Origin of the sequence: Arthrobacter sp. AG367, assembly GCF_007828995.1 — a bacterium.
Classification (GTDB): domain Bacteria; phylum Actinomycetota; class Actinomycetes; order Actinomycetales; family Micrococcaceae; genus Arthrobacter.
The window spans coordinates 283,151-300,797 of the sequence record NZ_VIVE01000004.1; the positions used below are offsets into that span (position 1 = coordinate 283,151).

Sequence of the window (17,647 nt, forward strand, 5' to 3'; positions counted from 1 at the left end):
CTCTAATGGTTGCTGTCCCGCAAAGTTTGCCAGCTTCCCTCGTCTGTTCGCAGGCGGCCCGAAGGAGAATCATGAAGACGCAACACCCGGCAGATCCGGTCCGCACCACGGTGAATGGCATCGACCGGCTTGTACGGAATGTGCAGACGGGGAGGTTTGAGCGCTCCCTGTCAGGCCTGACGGCTGCCGGTGCCCTGGTCACGGCGGCGGAAATCTATCTGGAACATGACAAGGCCAGTTTCGGCAACAAGTGGATGTGGGTTCCCGTTGCCTTGGGCCCGCTGGGTGCGGCCGCGGGAGTAGCCGGCGTATTCAGCCGCCGCATGGCAAAGACCGCCCTCCCGCTGGCCAGCGCCGCGATCATTGCCAACGGGCTGCAAGGAACCTGGCTGCACCTGCAGGGCATCCGGCAGAAACCGGGCGGCCTGTCCAACCTGCGCTACAACCTGGAGATGGGTCCGCCGCTGTTCGCGCCGCTGCTGGTCACCCTGGTGGGCGGAATGGGGGTGCTGGCCTCCGTCCTGAGGCGGGAACCATGAGCAGCCTCCCACTGGACATGTCCGACGGCGGCGGCCGCTACCCCGGCTTCAGCACCCGCGCCCAGGCGGGCCATTGGGACCAGGCGACTGCCGCCGTCGTCGAGTCCCGCCTGGGTATGCCGCCGGACGTCCGTTTCTTCACGCCCGCAGAGGAGGCCGCAGCGCGCGCCCTCTTCGACCAGTTACTGGGCCAGCAGGGCGAGCCCCGGGTGCCGGTGGTGAACATGGTGGACGCCCGCCTGGCCGATGAGCAAACCGACGGCTGGCACCATGACAACATGCCGAGGGACGGCGAAGCGTGGCGGGCAACGCTCGCGGCGCTGGACCGTGAAGCGCACTCCCGTGCCGGCTCCACCTATGCCGGCCTGGATCCAGAGCAGCAGGCCGGGCTCCTGCAGGACATCTGCAATCTGCACCGGGAACTCTGGCACGGCCTGCCGGCGGACCGGGTGTGGAGCCTCTGGACCCGGTACGCCTGCACCGCCTTCTACTCGCATCCCCTGGCCTGGGACGAAATCGGCTTCGCGGGACCGGCCTACCCGCGCGGCTACAAGAACCTGGGTGTGAACCGCCTGGAGCCGTTCGAGGTGCGCGACATCCGCCCCGATGCTGACCCCACCCACGGGCCAACCCACGACGCAGGCCACGGGGCAGACCGGTGAACAGGGTCCGCGAACGCAATGAGTCCGCGTGGCTGCTCCCTTCCGGACCCGGCAGCAACCTTCGGCTGCGGGAGAACATGCGGCGGTACGCCGAAACCGATGAGGTGGACATGGTCATCGTGGGCTGCGGAGCAGGAGGTTCCACGCTGCTGCAGCGCCTGGCACGGGCCGGGTGGCGGGCGGTGGCGTTGGACGCCGGCCCCTTCTGGGAGCCCGAGCAGGACTGGGTCAGCGATGAAGCCGGATCCCACCACCTGTACTGGACCGAACCACGGGTTATTGCCGGGACTGATCCCGTGCCCTTGGGGTCAAACAACTCGGGCCGGGGGGTGGGCGGCTCCATGGTCCACTTCGCCGGGTACACGCCACGTTTCCACCCCAGCGATTTCCGGACCTTCACTGCTGATGGGGTGGGCGCCGACTGGCCCCTGGAGTACGCGGAACTGCGGCCGTTCTACGAAGACATCGAAGCGGAACTGCCGGTCGCCGGGGAGCGCTGGCCGTGGGGCGACCCGCACGGCTACCCGCACCGGCCGCATCCTGTGTCCGGCAACGGCGAGCTGTTCCTGCGCGGCGCCAACGCCTGCGGCATCACCGCGAAGGTGGGTCCGGTGGCCATCGCCAACGGCAGGTTCGGCAACCGGCCGCACTGCATCTACCGGGGATTCTGCCTCCAGGGCTGCAAGGTCAACGCCAAGGCATCCCCGCTGATCACGCACGTCCCGGACGCGCTGGCCCACGGCGCCGAAATCCGCCCCGACTCGATGGCCACCCGGATCGGCTTTGACGAACGCAGCGGGCTGGCAACCGGCGTCGAATATGTCCAGGGCGGCGTCACGAAGTTCCAGCGGGCCCGCCTGGTGGCCGTGGCCGGCTACTCGATAGAAACCCCGCGGCTGCTGCTGAACTCCGCCACGCCGCGCTTCCCGGACGGGATGTGCAACGACTTCGACCAGGTGGGACGGTACCTGATGGTCCAGGGCGCGCCCCAAACCGCCGGGCGGTTCCAGGCCGAGGTGCGGATGTGGAAGGCCCCTCCCCCCGAAGTCAGCACGGAGGAGTTCTACGAAACAGACCCGGCAAAGCCATACAAGCGGGGATTCTCCATCCAGTGCGTGTCCCCGTTGCCCATTACCTGGGCCGAGCATGTTGCCGCGCAGGGGCACTGGGGGTCCACCCTCCGCCGCTACATGAGCGACTACCCGCACTGGGCCTGCCTGGGCGCCCTGTGCGAATTCCTCCCCCTGAAGGAGAACCGGGTAACGCTGGCTGACGAGACGGACCGGCACGGCATTCCCGTGGCGCGCTTCAGCTACGGCCAGTGCGACAACGACCGGCAGCTGATGTCCGCAGCACAGCAGGTCATGGAAGAAATCCTGACCGCTGCAGGGGCAGAGGAAGTCATCACCATCAACCGCTATGCCCACCTGGTGGGCGGGGCCCGGATGGCAGCCACCCAGGACGCCGGTGTGGTGGACCGGAACTGCCGCAGTTTCGCGGTACGCAACCTCCTGGTCACGGACGGCAGCGTGCTGCCCACCCAGGGCAGCGCCAACCCCGCCCTGACCATCATGGCGCTGGCGGCCCGCGCCGCCCGCGTCCTGGTCCAAGGCGCCCGCCGCGGCGCCACGATGAGCGCAAAGGAAGACTGATCATGGCAACCACAGTGGCCGACTACCTGCTCGCACGCCTCGGTGAGTGGGGTGTGGACAAGGTCTTCGGTTTCCCCGGAGACGGTATCAACGGCATCCTGGCCGCCTTTGGCAAGGCCGGCAACCAGCCGAAATTCATCCAGGCACGGCACGAGGAGATGGCCGCGTTCGAGGCCGTGGGCTACGCCAAGTTCGGCGGCCGCGTGGCCGTGTGCATGGCCACCTCCGGGCCCGGAGCCATCCATCTGCTCAACGGCCTCTACGACGCCAAGCTGGACCACGTTCCGGTGGTGGCCATCGTGGGACAGACGGCACGCAGCGCCATGGGCGGCTCCTACCAGCAGGAGGTTGACCTGCTGACTCTCTTCAAGGACGTGGCTTCCGACTACGTCCAGATGGTGACCGTCCCCCAGCAGCTGCCCAACGTCATCGACCGCGCCATCCGTATCGCGGAGGCCCAACAGGCACCCACCGCTGTGATCATCCCGGCCGATGTGCAGGAACTCGAGTATGCCGCCCCCACCCACGACTTCAAGATGGTCCCTTCCAGCGTCGGTGTCCGCTGGCCCGACATCCAGCCTGACACCGACTCGATCCGCGGTGCCGCGCAACTCCTGAATGAAGGCTCCAAGGTGGCCATCCTGATCGGACAAGGGGCGCGGGGCGCGTCCGCGGAGGTCCGGGAAGTGGCTGAACTGCTGGGAGCCGGGGTGGCCAAGGCGCTGCTGGGCAAGGACGCCCTGGCCGATGACCTTCCCTACGTCACCGGCTCCATCGGGTTGCTGGGCACCCGCCCCAGTTACGAGATGATGCGGGACTGCGACACCCTGCTCACGGTGGGATCCAGTTTCCCGTACACGCAGTTCCTGCCTGAACCGGGCCAGGCGCGTGGCGTGCAGATCGACGTCGACCCCAAGATGATCGGGCTGCGCTACACCAACGAATTCAACATCGTCTCCGACGCCGCTGCCGCCCTGCGCGCCCTGATTCCGCACCTGGCCCGCAAGCAGGAGCGGTCCTGGCGGGAAAACCTGGAATCGAACATCAGCCGCTGGTGGGAAACCATGCACGACGAAGCCATGGTCAGCGCCAACCCGGTCAACCCCATGCGGCTGTTCGCCGAACTCTCCACCCGGTTGCCGGCGGACGCGATGCTCAGCGCCGATTCCGGCTCCTCAGCCAACTGGTACGCGCGGCAGCTGAAGTTCCGGGAAGGCGTCCGCGGCTCGCTGTCCGGTAACCTGGCCACCATGGGCCCCGGTGTGCCCTACGCCATCGGCGCCAAGTTCGCCTTTCCGGCCCGGCCCGCCATCGCCTTCGCCGGGGACGGCGCCATGCAGATGAACGGGCTGGCGGAGCTCATCACGGTGAAACACTACTGGCGCGAATGGAATGATCCCCGGCTGGTGGTGGCCGTCCTGCACAACAATGACCTGAACCAGGTCACCTGGGAAATGAGGGCCATGGGCGGGGTGCCGGCCTTCCGCGAGTCCCAGGCCCTGCCCGACGTCGACTACGCGGGTTTTGCGGAGAGCCTGGGGTTGCAGGGCATCCACGTTGAGGACCCCGACGACGTGGGGCCGGCCTGGGAGAAGGCCCTCGCCGCGGACCGGCCCACCCTCCTGGACGTCCGCACCGACCCCGATATTCCGCCGATCCCGCCGCACGCCACCTTTGAACAGGCGCGGAAGACTGCGGAGGCCATGGTCAAGGGTGACGACAGCGCCTGGGGCGTGGTGAAGGAAGGGGTCAAGACCAAGATCCAGGAATTCCTGCCGCACAAGGAGGGCTGAACCGTGTCCGCCGCCGCCACCCCGGTCACCGCCATCCGGGCAAGCGCCTTCACGGTTCCAACCGACGCACCCGAAGCGGACGGCACCTACAGCTGGGACTCCACCACCCTGGTCCTGGTGGAAGCGGACGGCGGCGGGAAGACCGGGTTGGGCTGGACCTACGCCCCGGTGCCGGCGGCGGCCCTGGTGGAAGGCTTGCTGGCCCCGGCCGTCCAGGGCATTGGCGTTTTGGACGTGCCGGCCGCGGCAGCTGCGATGGCGCGGACGGTGCGCAACCCTGGCCGGACCGGCCTGGCATCCTATGCCGTGTCCGCCGTCGACTGTGCCCTGTGGGATCTGAAGGCCCGGCTGCTGGAGGTGCCGCTGCATAAACTCCTGGGCGCTGTCCGGGATTCCGTGGCCGTGTACGGCAGCGGCGGGTTCACCACCTACTCCGACGACCAGCTGCGGGACCAGCTCCAGGGCTGGGCCCAGGGCCAGCACATCCCCCGGGTGAAGATCAAGATCGGCCAGGACGGCGGGACGCACGTCGCGCGGGACCTGGAGCGCATCCGCCAGGCGCGTGCCGCCATCGGGCCCGGCACGGAACTGTTCGTGGACGCCAACGGTGGCTACAGCGCCAAGCAGGCAATCCGGGTGATGCGGGACGCAGCAGATGAGCACGTCACTTGGTTCGAAGAACCCGTCTCCAGCGACGACCTCGCCGGACTGCGGGCGGTGCGCGCCGCCGTCGACGCCGACGTGGCCGCCGGGGAGTACGGAACGGGACTGGTGTACTTCCGGCGCATGTGCAGCGCGGACGCCGTCGACTGCCTCCAGGCCGATGTCAGCAGGTGCGGCGGGATCAGCGAATGGCTGCGCGTGGCCGCCGTCGCTGCCGCCCACGGACTGGAAATCTCAGGCCACTGCGCACCCCACCTCAGTGCCGCCGTCGCCGCAGCCACCCCCAATTTCCGGCACCTGGAATGGTTCCACGACCACGTCCGGATCGAAAACATGCTCTTTGACGGAACGCTTGACCCGGAGGGCGGATGGGTATGGCCGTCGGATGTCCCCGGCAACGGGCTGGCCTTCCGCGCTGCCGACGCCCGCCCTTACCGGGTCCAGTGAAAGCAGGTACCCGCCAACCATGACAGGACCGAAAGGAAGCCCATGAGCACCAGCCCAGGCAACGCGAACCCCTCCGGGGCAAAGCCACTTGACCCTGACCCCACAGGCCAGGATCCAAGCGCCGAGGACCCCGGCGGGAGGCAGAAAGCACTGCTGCAGGCGGTGATCTTCGAGGTCGCACGGGAGACCGAAGGCCGGGGGCTGGCGGATATCCGGGACATGCTGCAGTCAGGTTTCGCGCGCGCCGGCGTGGCGGCACCTACCAATGCATGGCTGGACTCGGTGGCTTCCGCGGCGTTCTATGGAGAGCCGTACATCATCGACCTCCCCGCAGCCCTGGCGGCGGAGGGTGCGGTGCCCGCCCCCAACCAGGAGGTACGGGAGCGGCTGGCCGTACGCCGGGAGCTGCGGAAGGAACAACTGCCGTCGGGGATCTTTCCTCCCGCGTCGGCCTGGGAGTTGGATGAGAGCGACGTCACCGGCAGAAGGCCGGAGCCGGGCCCCGATGCCCGGGCCGTGCTGGAAAGCACCCGTGCGGCGCGGCGGATGCTTGCCGTGGCGGCGTCAGGCGCGGCCGCGGGCCTGGCCTTTGCGGCGGTCCGGGCGGCGAGGAACGCACGGCGCTGGAGAAGCGGACGTTCGACGGCGGGTGGTGCCTAATGCCGGCATGGCTGCAGGCATGGATGTGGGGCACCATCGCCGGCGGGGCGCTGGTGGTGGGATGCGCGCTGGCGTGGAAATGGAAGATCCCGCCAAAGGTGGTGTCCTCTGTGATGTCGTTCGGCGCCGGTGTGCTGATTTCTGCGCTGTCGTTTGAGCTCGTGGAGGAGGCCGTCAACGGCGGCGGACTGTGGCCCACCATCGCCGGGTTCGCCAGCGGCGCCCTGGTGTATGTGGCTGCCAATGCCGTGCTGGCCAGCAAGGGCGCGAAGCATCGGAAGCGGTCGGGCGGCAAGCAGCCCTCCGAAAAGGAAAAGCCGGGCAGCGGGACGGCCATCGCCATCGGCGCGCTGCTGGACGGCATCCCGGAATCGGTGGTCCTGGGGGTGGGGCTGGTGACAGCGGGCGCGGTCAGCCCTGCCATGCTGGCCGCCGTCTTCATCTCCAATGTCCCCGAGGGACTGTCCAGCACAGCCGGGATGAAAAGGGCCGGCCGCGGGCCTGGCTACGTGTTCGGCGTGTGGGGCGGCATCGCCGTCCTCTCCGGGCTTGCCGCGCTGGTCGGGTTCCTGGTCCTGCAGGACGCCCCCGGGGAACTGGTCGCCTTCATCACCGCCGTTGCGGCCGGCGCCATCCTGGCGATGCTCGCCGACACAATGATTCCCGAGGCCTTCGAGGAGCATCACCTGCTTACCGGCCTGATCGCCGCCGCGGGATTCCTGGCGGCATTCACCGTGGACCAGGTGGGCGGATAGCTTCCCGGCTTCCCAACTGGCGGGAAGCCGCACCATGTCGGATACGAAACCCGGAGGAACAGATGGCAAGGATCGAAGACTATGCGATCATCGGTGACCTGCACACGGCTGCATTGGTGGGCCGCAGCGGGTCCATCGACTGGATGTGCATGCCAAACTTCGATTCACCGGCATGCTTCGCGGCCCTGCTGGACTCGCCGGAGGCGGGGCGGTGGCGGCTGGCCCCGGCCGGAGCCGGTGACTGCACCCGGCGGCGCTACCGGCCCGGCACGCTGATCCTGGAGACGGAATGGGACACGGCGGACGGAAGCGTCAGGGTAACGGACTTGATGCCGGTCCGCGATGGTTCCGCTGACGTGGTGCGCATGGTGGAGGGCCTGAAGGGGAGCGTTGCCATGCAGGGCGAACTGTCCCTGCGCTTCGATTACGGCCGGATCGTTCCGTGGGTCCGGCGGACCAGCCACGGCATCAGCGCCATCGCGGGCCCTGACGCCGCCTACCTCAGCACCCCCGCGCCGCTGGAGGGCAAGGACATGCGGACCGTCAGTGAATTCACCGTCAACGCCGGTGACCGCATCCCGTTCGTCCTGCGCTGGGCACACAGTTACAAGCCCGTCCCGGACCAAACCGAGCCGGAGAAGGCGCTGGCCTCCACGCAGGAGTATTGGGAGCAATGGACCGGCCGGAACTCCATGGCCGGCGACTACAAAGACGCGGTGGAACGGTCCCTGATCACCCTCAAGGCACTTACCTTCGCCCCGACCGGAGGCATCGTGGCCGCCGCAACCACCTCATTGCCTGAGAACCCCGGGGGCAGCCGCAACTGGGACTACCGCTTCTGCTGGCTGCGGGACGCCACCCTGACGCTGCAGTCCCTGCTGGCCTGCGGCTACAAGGATGAAGCAGCGGCGTGGCGGGAATGGCTGCTGCGTGCGGTGGCCGGCAACCCCGCGGATTTGCAGATCATGTATGGGCTGGACGGGACACGCCGGCTGCCCGAGGCCGAGCTGCCGTGGCTTGGAGGGTTCGAAGGTTCCAAGCCTGTCCGGACCGGCAACGCCGCGGCCCCGCAGCTGCAGCTGGACGTGTGGGGAGAGGTCCTGGACGGCCTGGCCCTCACCCGGGCCGCGGACCCCGGCACCACGGATGATTCCTGGGATATCCAGGTGGCGTTGATGGAGTTCCTGGAGGGCGCGTGGGACCAGCCGGACAACGGGCTCTGGGAGATGCGGGGGCCCCGGCGCCATTTCACCCATTCCAAGGTCATGGCCTGGGTGGCCGCGGACCGGATGGTCAAGGCCGTCCAGGAATCCGGCCTTCCCGGACCCGGGGGGCGCTGGGCCGCACTGCGCAAGCAGATCCACGACGACGTCATGACGCACGGCTTCGACCAAAAACGCAACACCTTCGTCCAGTCCTACGGCAGCAGCGAACTCGATGCCAGCCTGCTGCTGATCCCCCGCGTCGGGTTCCTTCCCCATGACCATCCCCGCGTCGTGGGCACGGTGGACGCGGTCCAGAAGAACCTGACCGAGGACGGGTTCGTCCTGCGGTACCACCCCGAGGCCAGCAATGACGGGCTGCCTGGCACCGAAGGCGTCTTCCTGGCATGCTCCTTCTGGCTCGCCGACGCGCTGCTGGGCATCGGCCGCCGGGACGAGGCCGTGGACCTGTTTGAACGCCTGCTTTCGCTGCGCAACGACGTGGGCCTGCTCAGTGAGGAATGGGACCCCCGCAACAACCGCCAGCTGGGCAACACGCCCCAGGCATTCAGCCATTTCCCGCTCATCCACTGCGCCCTCCAGCTGCAGCACGGCCCGCACCACAGCAATATGCCGCTGAAGGAAAGGCATGCTGGCCTGAAGTGAACGGCTCAGCCGGCGCTGGAAGTCGGGATTGGTGCGGGGGTCCCCCCTCCGCCGGAATCCACGGTGGGTGCCGGCGTTGCCTCGTCAACGGACGACGTCGGCTGCCCGCCTTCCCCGTCCTGGCCCGCCGGCGCTGTGGCCACCTCAGTCGGAGCCGGGTTGGGGGCGCCGGCCGGGGCCGTCGGCTGGGCCGGGACGGTGGGTTCGGTTTGGGAACTGGACGTCGTGGGCCCCGGGGAGGGTCCTGCTGATGCCGGAGATGTCGGCCCGGAGGACGACGTCCCGGAAGTGCCCTTAACGATGGCCGTAATCTGCTCCTTGTAGCCGTTCAACGTGGCCTGGATATCGGAGAGCGGCACGTCCTGGAGATTCCGGCCGTACTCGGCGATCTGCGCCCACAACGCCTCGAGCTGCTGCTTGCTGGCCGGATCCAGCGGCCCGTCCAGGGTCAGGACCAGCTGGCTGGCCAGGGCGTAGGCCAGGCAGTCCAGGCAGTTGTAGTTCGCGGCCGCGGAGAGGTTCTGCGGGACGATGACGTCCGCCTGCCCCACCACCAGGACCACCTGGAATCCGACAGCCACGGCGGCGCAGCCCGTGCAGTTGGCGAACGCGTAGGCCTCGTTGGTGGTGGTGACGGGGTCGCCGTCTTCGGCCCACACCAGCGCGAACGCCACGCTGTACGTCACCGAGCCGTCGGTGGTGTTGACCGCGAGCGCCTGGTTTCCGTCGCCCTCCGGGGCGGCGGGCCGGTCGAACGGGAACACCCAGGCCGGCGCCGCAGCGGAAGAAGCGCCGCCGGTGGAGGACGCCCCGGTACCAGAGGCATCTGCGGGTACCAGCACCATGCTCAGCTGCGGGTTGTCCCGCGTGGGCTTGGTGGCGCCGGCCGGCCACAGCGCAACGGTCTGCCCGGTTGCTCCCTGCCGGAGCGCCCCGCGCTCACGCTGGGGAAGGATTGCCCGGGTGGCGTCCCCCAGTGTCCCGCGTTCGTAAGCCTGGACCGGACGGTACGTCCCGCCGTCGGGCCACCATGCCCAAGCGAGCCCTGCCAGAAGAGCCGCGACGGCGGCCATGGCAACGGTGCGCTGCACCGCCTTGCCGCGCGTTTTCTGCCACAGCCCGGTCACCAGCTGCCGCAGCAGCCGCACCACGATGTACAGCACGCCCAGCACCGGCACGGCCACCACAACAACCGCCAGTGCCCGCACCGCCGCGCCCAAAACGTCGCCGGACGACAGACTCGCCGCCAGCATTTCCTGCTGCTTGACCGCACTCGCCCAGCCCGTGGCCACCAGCCGCGGCAGGGAAAGCACCATCATCACCATGCTGAACAGCAGCACCGGAACGGTCACCAGGACCCAGGCGGTGACCACGGCCCGGGCCCAGGGCTTGAGCACCTTGCTTTCAGGGTTGCCCCACCGCCACGGAAGGATCCCCAGGAGGGTGGGCTTGATCCGCTGGAAAAGGTCGGGCACGCCGGTAGCGTCGGCCAGGATGTGGTAGCCGTCATACTTCACCAGCGGGATCAGCTGGCGGACCATCTGCAGGATCTGCGTGACCACCACCAGCAGCAGCGCATCAAAGCCGGTGGCCCACCACAGTCCCATGATGGCCACTGCCACGATGGCGTTGAAGTACAGGCCGCCCAGGTCCGTGCGGATCCGGCCGCCGCGGCCCAGCCGGTATGAGTCGGTCACGTCCGTGAAGAACGCGGGCCACAGCAGGTACAGCCCGGCGCCCATGGCCCCGGGAGTAGCCCCGCCCTTGCGGGTGGCCGCGGCATGGCCGAATTCGTGGAAGCCGGCGGAGAGGATGGTGACGGCGAGGATCAGCAGCAGGAGAGCGGGCTGGGCAAACGCCTCGTGAGTGGCCGAGCCCAGACCCTTGACCATGAGCACCCACCAGCAGGCGGCCAGGAACGCCACCGTTACTGCCACCACGATCAGCGGGTTGAAGAGGACAGCGAACGGGGCCGTGATCCTGCGGGTGCGTTGGGGGTCGGACACGATGTAGCGGAACCGCAGGCCCAGCAGCGGGTTGGCCTTCCTGACTTCGGGCTGGGTGCCGTCGGCAAGCCGGAGCAGGCCCATCGGCAGCAGCTGGGTGTCCATCAGGGTGCGCACGTTGTCCGCGCTGACCAGCCGTCCGGAGCCTTCGCTGACGTGCCGGGCGATGCCCTCAAGGTCCCGCGTCCCGTCGGCGGCCTCCAGCACCAGGTACAGGAGCCTGGTCAGCTGCAGGGTCTGGCCGTCGGCGCGCCGCACCAGGGCGGGCGGTTCGCGGTAGCCGGATCCTTCGGCGGGGCCAAGCAGCTGCACACCGTCGGCCAGGGCTGGAAGGTGGGCGGCCGCCGTCGTAATGGTCTGGCCCGGCGCGTCCTGGGCAAGGGTGGCGCGTGACGACGGCGGGCCCGCCTCGGGAGGCGGCCCGCCGTGGGTTTGGGTCATCTGCCTTACTGCTGCAGGTCGGACTGCTGATCGGCCGTGGCGTTCGCCTCGCCGTCGATGTGCTGCGAGATGGTGGCGCTCTGGTCCGAGATGGCGTAGGCCTGGCTGTCGATGGAGCCGATGTTCGCGGCCACCGCCGCGTCGATGGGAGCGGCAACGTTGGCGTTGGCGGCCACGGCACCGTTGATGGGTGCCGCGATGGCGGCGTCGGCGTCCAGGTTCACGTCGACGTTCAGAAGGTTGCCGTTCAGGGCGCCCGCTGCATCCGTCAGCCCGCCGGTGCCGGAGGGGACCGTTACCGAACCGGACGTTCCGTCCGTGGTCCCGTCTGTGGTTCCGGTGTCGGTGGTACCCCCGTCCGCGGTGCCATCAGCCTGGCCGATGACGCTGTCCTGCGTGGAGTCCGCATTCGCGTCGGCAGTGATGCCCTGGTCAATGACGGCGTCCTGGCTGGACAGTGCCTGCGCGTCCGAGCCGAAGGACAGGATGTTGGCCGAGGCTGCTGCGTCGATCGGTGCCGCCACGTTGGCGTTGGCGGCTACGGCCAGGTCAATGGGTGCTGCGGCGTTGATACCAAGGTCCAGGTCAGCGTTCAGGTCCAGGACCGATGCAACTTCCTTGTCCGGAAGCGCGGTGGCCTGTTCCGACATCAGTTCTTCATCAGTGAGGGGACGCATTTCATTGTCCATGCTTGAGAGACCTCCGGTGCGGCGCGGGTGCTCTGCCCCCAGCGGACAGCCCGCGCCCAACAATAGTAAGCATGATTATTAGTTTTGCGAAGGGACAACCTCGACGTTTCCGACGCGCAGGTTCCATTTCGCGGCCCATATATGGCCTGCGCCCGGGAAGATGCGAGTCGAAAATGAACCCGCGCGTCGAAAATGCGCTTGCGCGTCGGGGAGGGAGTGGCCCGGCGCCGGGAACTAAGCCCGGGCGAGCCCCAGGATCCCCGCCGCGGTCCCGGCAGCGCCACCGTGCTGGACGATGTGCGGCTTGCCGGGGATTTCCAGGAAGGTGCCGTTGGGGACCGTCGCGGCCAGCTTCTCGCACCAGTCCCGCGGGGCGATGGGGTCGCGTGAGCCGCGGATGACAAGGACCGGCTGGCTCACCAGGGCCAGCCGCGCGTCCAGGTCGTAGCCCATCATGACGGGCAGCTCGGTCAGGTACCAGCGGAGCCCGGAACGGATGTAGTCGGTGAACACGATGGCATTGCCCAGCGGGCTCTCCTTCAGCCCATCCAGGCCAAGGGCCAGGGACTGCTCCAGGACGGTCCGGCGGGTCGGGTCCACTACCGGGCCCAGCAGCGCCACATGGGACACCAGGTCCGGCCGCTGGACCGCCAGCTCGGTGGCGAACTGGGTGCCCATGGAGTGCCCCACCACCACTGCGCGGGAGACACCCATCTTTTCCAGCACCGCAGCCGTGTGTGCGGCGTAGTCGGCCACGGACAGCTGCCGGTCCGGGGTGGGGGTGCCGCCGAAGCCGGGGAGGTCCACGGCGTAGGTGTCCCCGTGCCGGGCCAGCAGCGCCTGCAGCCGCCGGTAATAGCGGTGCGACATTCCAATGCCGTGCAGCAGCACGAAGACCGGTCGCGGGGAACCCGCAGGGCCGGCAAGGAGGTACACGTGTGAGGTCAGTCCGCCGGCGGCGACAATCCGGGGCGTAAGGCAGGGCCGCATGCCGGGCAGGTGCATCGGGCGGCGCGCGGGTTCAGCGGCGGGTGGTTGGTCGGTTGCGGCGTGCACCGGCAGTCCTTTTCAAGTTCAAATCCATCGAGCGGTTCCTACCCTAAAGTGGCCAGCGCGGCAGGTGCGCTATGGACGGTGACCTGCGTGTCGGCGTCGAGCGACCTCACCTCACCATCGATCTGGTACGGGATGGGCTTAAGGGTGGTGAACCCGTAGCTGCTGACGCTGGGCTGGTCCCCCAGCCCCTTGGTGGCTGCGCGGAGCGCGGTGAGCAGCACCCGCAGCTTGGACTTGTGGGGGAAGACCACCACCTCGAACTTGCCGTCGGCCAGCTTGCTGTCGGCGTCGCTGAGGGTGGCGTACTTGGCCATCTGGGCGATGTTCGCCAGGACCAGGCTGTCGAACTTCCGCCGCTTGCCGCCGTCGGGCAGGATCTCGAACGGCTTGAACTTGGCGAACGTGCGCACAACGGACACCGTCTCCTTCAGTGCACCCTTGCTGCCCTTTTCCAGGCCGATGGCCATGATGGGTGTCAGTCCGAAGCCGATGTAGGAGTGCGCGTACTCGTCCGGGGCGTCCCCGGGCTGGCCCGTGGTGATGCGCAGGAGGTCGATGTGCCGGACGTCGCCGCCGGCAATGGCGTGTTCCAGCGGCCCGGTGCCGGTGCTGCGGCTGTGGTCGTTGGCGTTGCCCGCGGCCAGCACGGCGCACACGGCGTCCGGGTTCCCGGCCTGCATGACGCCGTTGACCACCTCGTTGTACCCGCCGTCCCCGCTGACGGAGACCACCAGGACGTGCCCGGTGGCGGCAACCTCGCGCGCCAGCTGGACGGCGTGCCCGGCATGGCTGGTGGGCTGCAGCCGGATGTCCGCGGCGTACGGAAGCAGGCCGCTGAGGCTGGCCTTGAGCTGTTCGGCGAGCGCGGGGGCGTCACCGGTGCTGTTGGGGTTGAAGATGATGGCGATGGTGTCGAAGGTCCGCGGCGTGCCCATGCGCCGGTTCCTAGCTGTTGCCGGTGTGGACAAGGCTGTCCAGGTCCAGCTGCTGGGCAGGCGCGTCGGCCAGGCCGGCGGGAGTGAGGTCAAAATGCTCGACGGCGGCACGGGCTTCGCGGGCAGCGGCGGGGCCGTGCGGGGTATGGGTGTTGTTCATCATGGGTGTGAAATTCCTTGCGTTTCATGCGGAATGGGGGTGTGCGCGGGAAGCGCCGCCACGTGCTCTGCCGTGGTCTCCAGGACCCGGGAATGGCGGCACTGGGAACAGTGGATGGCCACGGCAACTGTTGAGGCGCGGCGGTTCAGGACGGGCGGCGAGTCAACGAACAGGTGGAAGTCCGTGTCGCAGTGGGCGCACCAGGGGCGTTTTCCGTGGGGCTGGAGGGTGTGCCTGGGCACGTAGCTGTTGGAGGCCTGGGTGACGAGGACTGTCACACCACGGCCCGGTAGCTGCACAGGATGTAGTCGGCGGCCGCCGGTCCGGTCATGCGCAGGCAGGCGTCGGGGCGGACGCGTCGGCTCATCGCCTCAAAGAAGACGTGCTCGTCCTGCGGCTCCTGCTTGGACAGGTTGCACCAGCTTGTGTAGAGGCCGTACAGGGTGTCGTCGTCAAGGCTGCTCCCGGACTCGTGGTCCGGGCAGGTGGCTTCGGTGAGGAACTGGTCGAACTGTGATTGCGCCATGGTGGCTCTTTTCAAACAAGGTGCAGTTGTTCGCCGTTCGGCTACAGCGGTTCAAACCCGGAGCCTTGCACAGGGCACCGGGCGGGTTTGCGGGGAGCTGTGAGTGCCCGGCAGGGAAAATCAAACGTGGGGTGGGAGGAGAAGGGGCGCGGCATCCTGGCAGGACGCCGCACCCGGACTTCTCAGTGTCCGGCGGGTGCGCCGGACAACCGCGTGTCAGGCGTGGCTGGTGTGGGTGCGGTTGCCGGCTTTCGCCAGGCCGCGGGCCACCATCAGGCCCACCGTGAGGAAGGCGATGTACTGCATGGCGTGGTTGGCGTTGAACACGTCAACGCCGTTCTCGCTCGCATCGTCCCCCACAACTGCTGCGGTGATGATCGTGGCGAGCACTGCGGCAACGTAAACGGCAAATTCAAGGGTCCGGACGGAAATCCTGATGTCATTGGCGTTGCGGACGGGGGCGGCGTGATCGTTCTGGGTGTGAGTGGACATGTAGTTCTCCTGGGATATGTGTGAGCAGCCGTAGCGGCCATGCAAACTCTGATCCCTTGACTAAAACCATGTCGACAATTTCTCTACACTGTAGACTTTAGGTGTAGACCCAGTAATAAGCAAGCTGGGGGCGGCGTGGCACACGGCGAGGGGTTGCCTGATTTCCAGGCCAAAAGGAATGCCGGGAGCGGACCCATCCAGGGCACCCGCGGCTACGAATGCAGCATGTGTGAGCATACGGCCGCACCCGGCTGAAGGGCCAAACATGCGCGCCCCGAATCATCGACAATTCCTGTCCGAATGCCTTGTCCCCGTCCCGGCAAAGCAGCCGGGCATCAGCGACGACGAGTTGTACGGGCTGTACCTGAGCTGGTGCCTGCTCAATGCCCGGAAGCCCGGCCCCACCGCGTCGCTGTGGGCAGCCGTACGGCAGGAAGGGTACCTGCAGCAGCACCGCGGCGGCCGGAACGAGTGGCCGGATTTGTGTATGACCGGCCCTGCGGCCGTGGACTACATCCTCGCCAGCCGGCCCAGCCTGCTGTAGCCGGGCAGGCTGTAACAGGGCAAGAGGCACGACGGCGGGTGGCCGCCTGGGTGGGTAGCTGGGTCCGGGTTGGGTAAGGTCTGATCATGATCCAGCAGGCTGCGGCCGTGTCCGCGCTGTCGTCCTACCACTGGCTGGGCATCCCGATTGCCGCGGCCGGCGCCGTCCTGCTTGCCTTGGGAACGCTGTTCCAGCACCGCGCCGTGGAAGACCAGCCGGCTGCAGCCGGGCGCGCGGCGGGCAGCATGGGCGGCGGACGCCTGCAGGCCCTGGTCCGGAGGCCGGTGTGGCTGGCCGGGACGGGGATGCTCGGCGCCGCCATCCTCCTCCAGCTCACCAGCCTGCGGTTCTCGCCCCTGATCGTGGTGCAGCCCATCGGCGCCATCGCCCTGGTGGTCACCACCCTGGCAACGGCCCGGATGACCCGCCGGTCCCCCGGGCGGCGGGCCCTCACCGCAGTGGCGTTATGCGTTGGCGGCGTGGGTGTGTTCGTTGCCGTGGCGGCGCTGTCCGCGGAGGACGTGGAGGTCAGCGACCGGCACTTGATCACCATCCTGATCGTGCTCGCCGTGGTCCTGGCCGGTGTTGCCGTGGCCTTCGCCTTATGGCGCCACCGGTCGGGTGCCGTGGTGTTCACCGCCGGAGCCGGGATCCTCTTCGGGTTTGTCGCGGCCCTGGCCAAGACCGTCATCGCCCGGCTGTTCCAGGGTGACTTCGAGTGGTTGTCGCTGACGTGCCTGGCAGGCCTGCTCATCGCAGCCCTGGCCGGCAGCTTCCTGGTCCAGAACGCCCACACAAGGGGAACCCCCGAACTCGTGGTGGCCGGCCTGACCGTCATCGATCCCCTCGTCGCCGTCGCCATCGGCATCACCATCCTGGGCGAGGCCGACGCAGCACCCCCGCTGGCCATCGTCCTGTTCCTCCTGTCCGGGGCCACCGCCGTCGCCGGCGTTTTCCTGCTCGCCACGGTCAAGAAGCCGCCTACGGCGGCGCGTGCGTCGGTTCGTGGTTGAATGACCACTGTGCCCCAGAGCACAGTCAGGACCCATCCGAGCACCAGGAGGACACTATGGCTGGAATCAACGCAAAGTTCGACAAGGAGTACCTCGACAAGGGCATCGACGAATTGGCGAAGGCGCCCGTGGAGGCGCTGAAGGGATTGTCCGAAAGCGACGCGCAGAAGCTCAAAGAGGCGCTGAACATCAAGACCGTCAAGGACCTGGGCACCAACAAGTTCTTCCTCTGGGCGCACTCCGTCGCCAAGCTCGCGGAGTAGCGGGCACCATCCGTCCCTTCAGCAAGCACACGAAAGCTCCCGGCGCAGGGCCGGGAGCTTTCCTGTCTTTGGGTGCCTACCGCACCTAGCCGGCCTTCACGGCGTCGGCAGCGCCGGCGAAAAGCCGGATACGGACTATCCGGACCACCACTCCCAGCAGAACCAGGCCGATTCCCAGGGCCATGAGGCTCCACACGGGCACGGAATCGGAGTCGATGGTCCGGTAGCACGTGGCCGCGGCCCCTCTGCCGGCCTCTTCCAGGTCAGCCAGTTCGGCGGCGCGGCTGTTGGGAAGCAACGGGCTGCCGCAGAGCGGCCCGGACGGCTGCAACCCGATGACGAAGCCAAGGATGTACACGTCGAATCCCGCGGCGACAATCCACAGCCACGTCCGCTGCTGCCAAAAACCCAGTTTGCCGGCAGGAACAGGCTTCGCCCGGGGATCACGCATCTTCATAGGCCGAGCATAATCCGCGCCCGGGT

The 17,647-nt window shown here is 68.1% G+C and carries 20 protein-coding genes; 11 read left to right on the forward strand and 9 right to left on the reverse strand.

The features are described from left to right. Nucleotides 1–71 precede the first annotated feature (71 nt). The 8 genes from FB478_RS13755 (at nucleotide 72) to FB478_RS13790 (ending at nucleotide 9,039) form a co-directional block, all read left to right on the forward strand. The gene (locus tag FB478_RS13755) at nucleotides 72–539 is read left to right on the forward strand and encodes a hypothetical protein (protein ID WP_144600879.1); all 468 of its coding nucleotides are present in this window, start codon (nucleotides 72–74) and stop codon (nucleotides 537–539) included. Then, on the forward strand, nucleotides 536–1,201 hold the full coding sequence (locus FB478_RS13760) for a gluconate 2-dehydrogenase subunit 3 family protein (protein WP_144600880.1): 666 nt from the start codon (nucleotides 536–538) through the stop codon (nucleotides 1,199–1,201). The genes FB478_RS13755 and FB478_RS13760 overlap by 4 nt, the downstream gene beginning before the upstream one ends. Then, a complete protein-coding gene (locus FB478_RS13765; RefSeq protein ID WP_144600881.1) occupies nucleotides 1,198–2,853 on the forward strand; it encodes a GMC family oxidoreductase in 1,656 nt (551 codons plus the stop codon). Before FB478_RS13760 ends, FB478_RS13765 begins: the two co-directional genes overlap by 4 nt. Nucleotides 2,854–2,855: 2 nt before the next feature. Beyond that, nucleotides 2,856–4,646 (forward strand): thiamine pyrophosphate-requiring protein, encoded by a 1,791-nt coding sequence (locus FB478_RS13770; protein ID WP_144600882.1) that lies wholly within the window; start codon nucleotides 2,856–2,858, stop codon nucleotides 4,644–4,646. Between the two features lie 3 nt (nucleotides 4,647–4,649). Continuing rightward, a complete protein-coding gene (locus tag FB478_RS13775) occupies nucleotides 4,650–5,756 on the forward strand; it encodes an enolase C-terminal domain-like protein (RefSeq protein ID WP_144600883.1) in 1,107 nt (368 codons plus the stop codon). A gap of 42 nt (nucleotides 5,757–5,798) precedes the next feature. Beyond that, the gene (locus tag FB478_RS13780) at nucleotides 5,799–6,416 is read left to right on the forward strand and encodes a hypothetical protein (RefSeq protein ID WP_144600884.1); all 618 of its coding nucleotides are present in this window, start codon (nucleotides 5,799–5,801) and stop codon (nucleotides 6,414–6,416) included. Beyond that, a complete protein-coding gene (locus FB478_RS13785; protein WP_144600885.1) occupies nucleotides 6,416–7,171 on the forward strand; it encodes a ZIP family metal transporter in 756 nt (251 codons plus the stop codon). Before FB478_RS13780 ends, FB478_RS13785 begins: the two co-directional genes overlap by 1 nt. 62 nt (nucleotides 7,172–7,233) lie before the next feature. Continuing rightward, a complete protein-coding gene (locus FB478_RS13790) occupies nucleotides 7,234–9,039 on the forward strand; it encodes a glycoside hydrolase family 15 protein (RefSeq protein ID WP_134163999.1) in 1,806 nt (601 codons plus the stop codon). Nucleotides 9,040–9,044: 5 nt separating this feature from the next. Here the strand turns inward: FB478_RS13790 and FB478_RS13795 are convergent, their stop codons facing one another. The 8 genes from FB478_RS13795 to FB478_RS13825 form a co-directional block, all read right to left on the reverse strand. Beyond that, the gene (locus FB478_RS13795) at nucleotides 9,045–11,486 is read right to left on the reverse strand and encodes a hypothetical protein (protein ID WP_144600886.1); all 2,442 of its coding nucleotides are present in this window, start codon (nucleotides 11,484–11,486) and stop codon (nucleotides 9,045–9,047) included. A gap of 5 nt (nucleotides 11,487–11,491) precedes the next feature. Next, nucleotides 11,492–12,163 carry a peptidoglycan-binding protein gene (locus FB478_RS13800; RefSeq protein ID WP_235509847.1) on the reverse strand — a complete coding sequence of 224 codons (672 nt, stop codon included), beginning with the start codon at nucleotides 12,161–12,163 and terminating at the stop codon, nucleotides 11,492–11,494. Nucleotides 12,164–12,409: 246 nt separating this feature from the next. Beyond that, entirely contained in the window at nucleotides 12,410–13,231 is an 822-nt protein-coding gene (locus FB478_RS13805; protein ID WP_144600887.1) for an alpha/beta fold hydrolase, read from the reverse strand. A 38-nt stretch (nucleotides 13,232–13,269) separates the two neighbouring features. Further along, complete coding sequence (locus FB478_RS13810; protein ID WP_144600888.1) at nucleotides 13,270–14,166, reverse strand: diacylglycerol kinase family protein; 897 nt, start codon at nucleotides 14,164–14,166, stop codon at nucleotides 13,270–13,272. Nucleotides 14,167–14,176: 10 nt separating this feature from the next. Further along, on the reverse strand, nucleotides 14,177–14,329 hold the full coding sequence (locus FB478_RS21145) for a hypothetical protein (RefSeq protein WP_018768715.1): 153 nt from the start codon (nucleotides 14,327–14,329) through the stop codon (nucleotides 14,177–14,179). Next, complete coding sequence (locus FB478_RS13815; protein WP_018768716.1) at nucleotides 14,326–14,604, reverse strand: hypothetical protein; 279 nt, start codon at nucleotides 14,602–14,604, stop codon at nucleotides 14,326–14,328. Before FB478_RS13815 ends, FB478_RS21145 begins: the two co-directional genes overlap by 4 nt. Beyond that, nucleotides 14,601–14,852 (reverse strand): hypothetical protein, encoded by a 252-nt coding sequence (locus FB478_RS13820; protein ID WP_144600889.1) that lies wholly within the window; start codon nucleotides 14,850–14,852, stop codon nucleotides 14,601–14,603. The genes FB478_RS13815 and FB478_RS13820 overlap by 4 nt, the downstream gene beginning before the upstream one ends. Before the next feature lie 216 nt (nucleotides 14,853–15,068). Further along, nucleotides 15,069–15,344, reverse strand: coding sequence for a hypothetical protein (locus FB478_RS13825; RefSeq protein WP_144600890.1), 276 nt, complete (start codon nucleotides 15,342–15,344; stop codon nucleotides 15,069–15,071). Between the two features lie 265 nt (nucleotides 15,345–15,609). On the opposite strand from FB478_RS13825, the gene FB478_RS13830 reads away from it, so the two are divergent. The 3 genes from FB478_RS13830 (at nucleotide 15,610) to FB478_RS13840 (ending at nucleotide 17,164) form a co-directional block, all read left to right on the forward strand. Then, entirely contained in the window at nucleotides 15,610–15,888 is a 279-nt protein-coding gene (locus FB478_RS13830) for a hypothetical protein (RefSeq protein ID WP_144600891.1), read from the forward strand. An 86-nt stretch (nucleotides 15,889–15,974) separates the two neighbouring features. Beyond that, nucleotides 15,975–16,901, forward strand: coding sequence for a multidrug DMT transporter permease (locus FB478_RS13835; RefSeq protein WP_134164007.1), 927 nt, complete (start codon nucleotides 15,975–15,977; stop codon nucleotides 16,899–16,901). Between the two features lie 56 nt (nucleotides 16,902–16,957). Beyond that, nucleotides 16,958–17,164 (forward strand): hypothetical protein, encoded by a 207-nt coding sequence (locus tag FB478_RS13840; RefSeq protein WP_018768720.1) that lies wholly within the window; start codon nucleotides 16,958–16,960, stop codon nucleotides 17,162–17,164. Between the two features lie 85 nt (nucleotides 17,165–17,249). On the opposite strand, the gene FB478_RS13845 is transcribed toward FB478_RS13840, so the two are convergent. Continuing rightward, nucleotides 17,250–17,621: a hypothetical protein gene (locus tag FB478_RS13845; protein ID WP_144600892.1), complete on the reverse strand. Its 372-nt coding sequence runs from the start codon at nucleotides 17,619–17,621 to the stop codon at nucleotides 17,250–17,252. Nucleotides 17,622–17,647 lie beyond the last annotated feature (26 nt).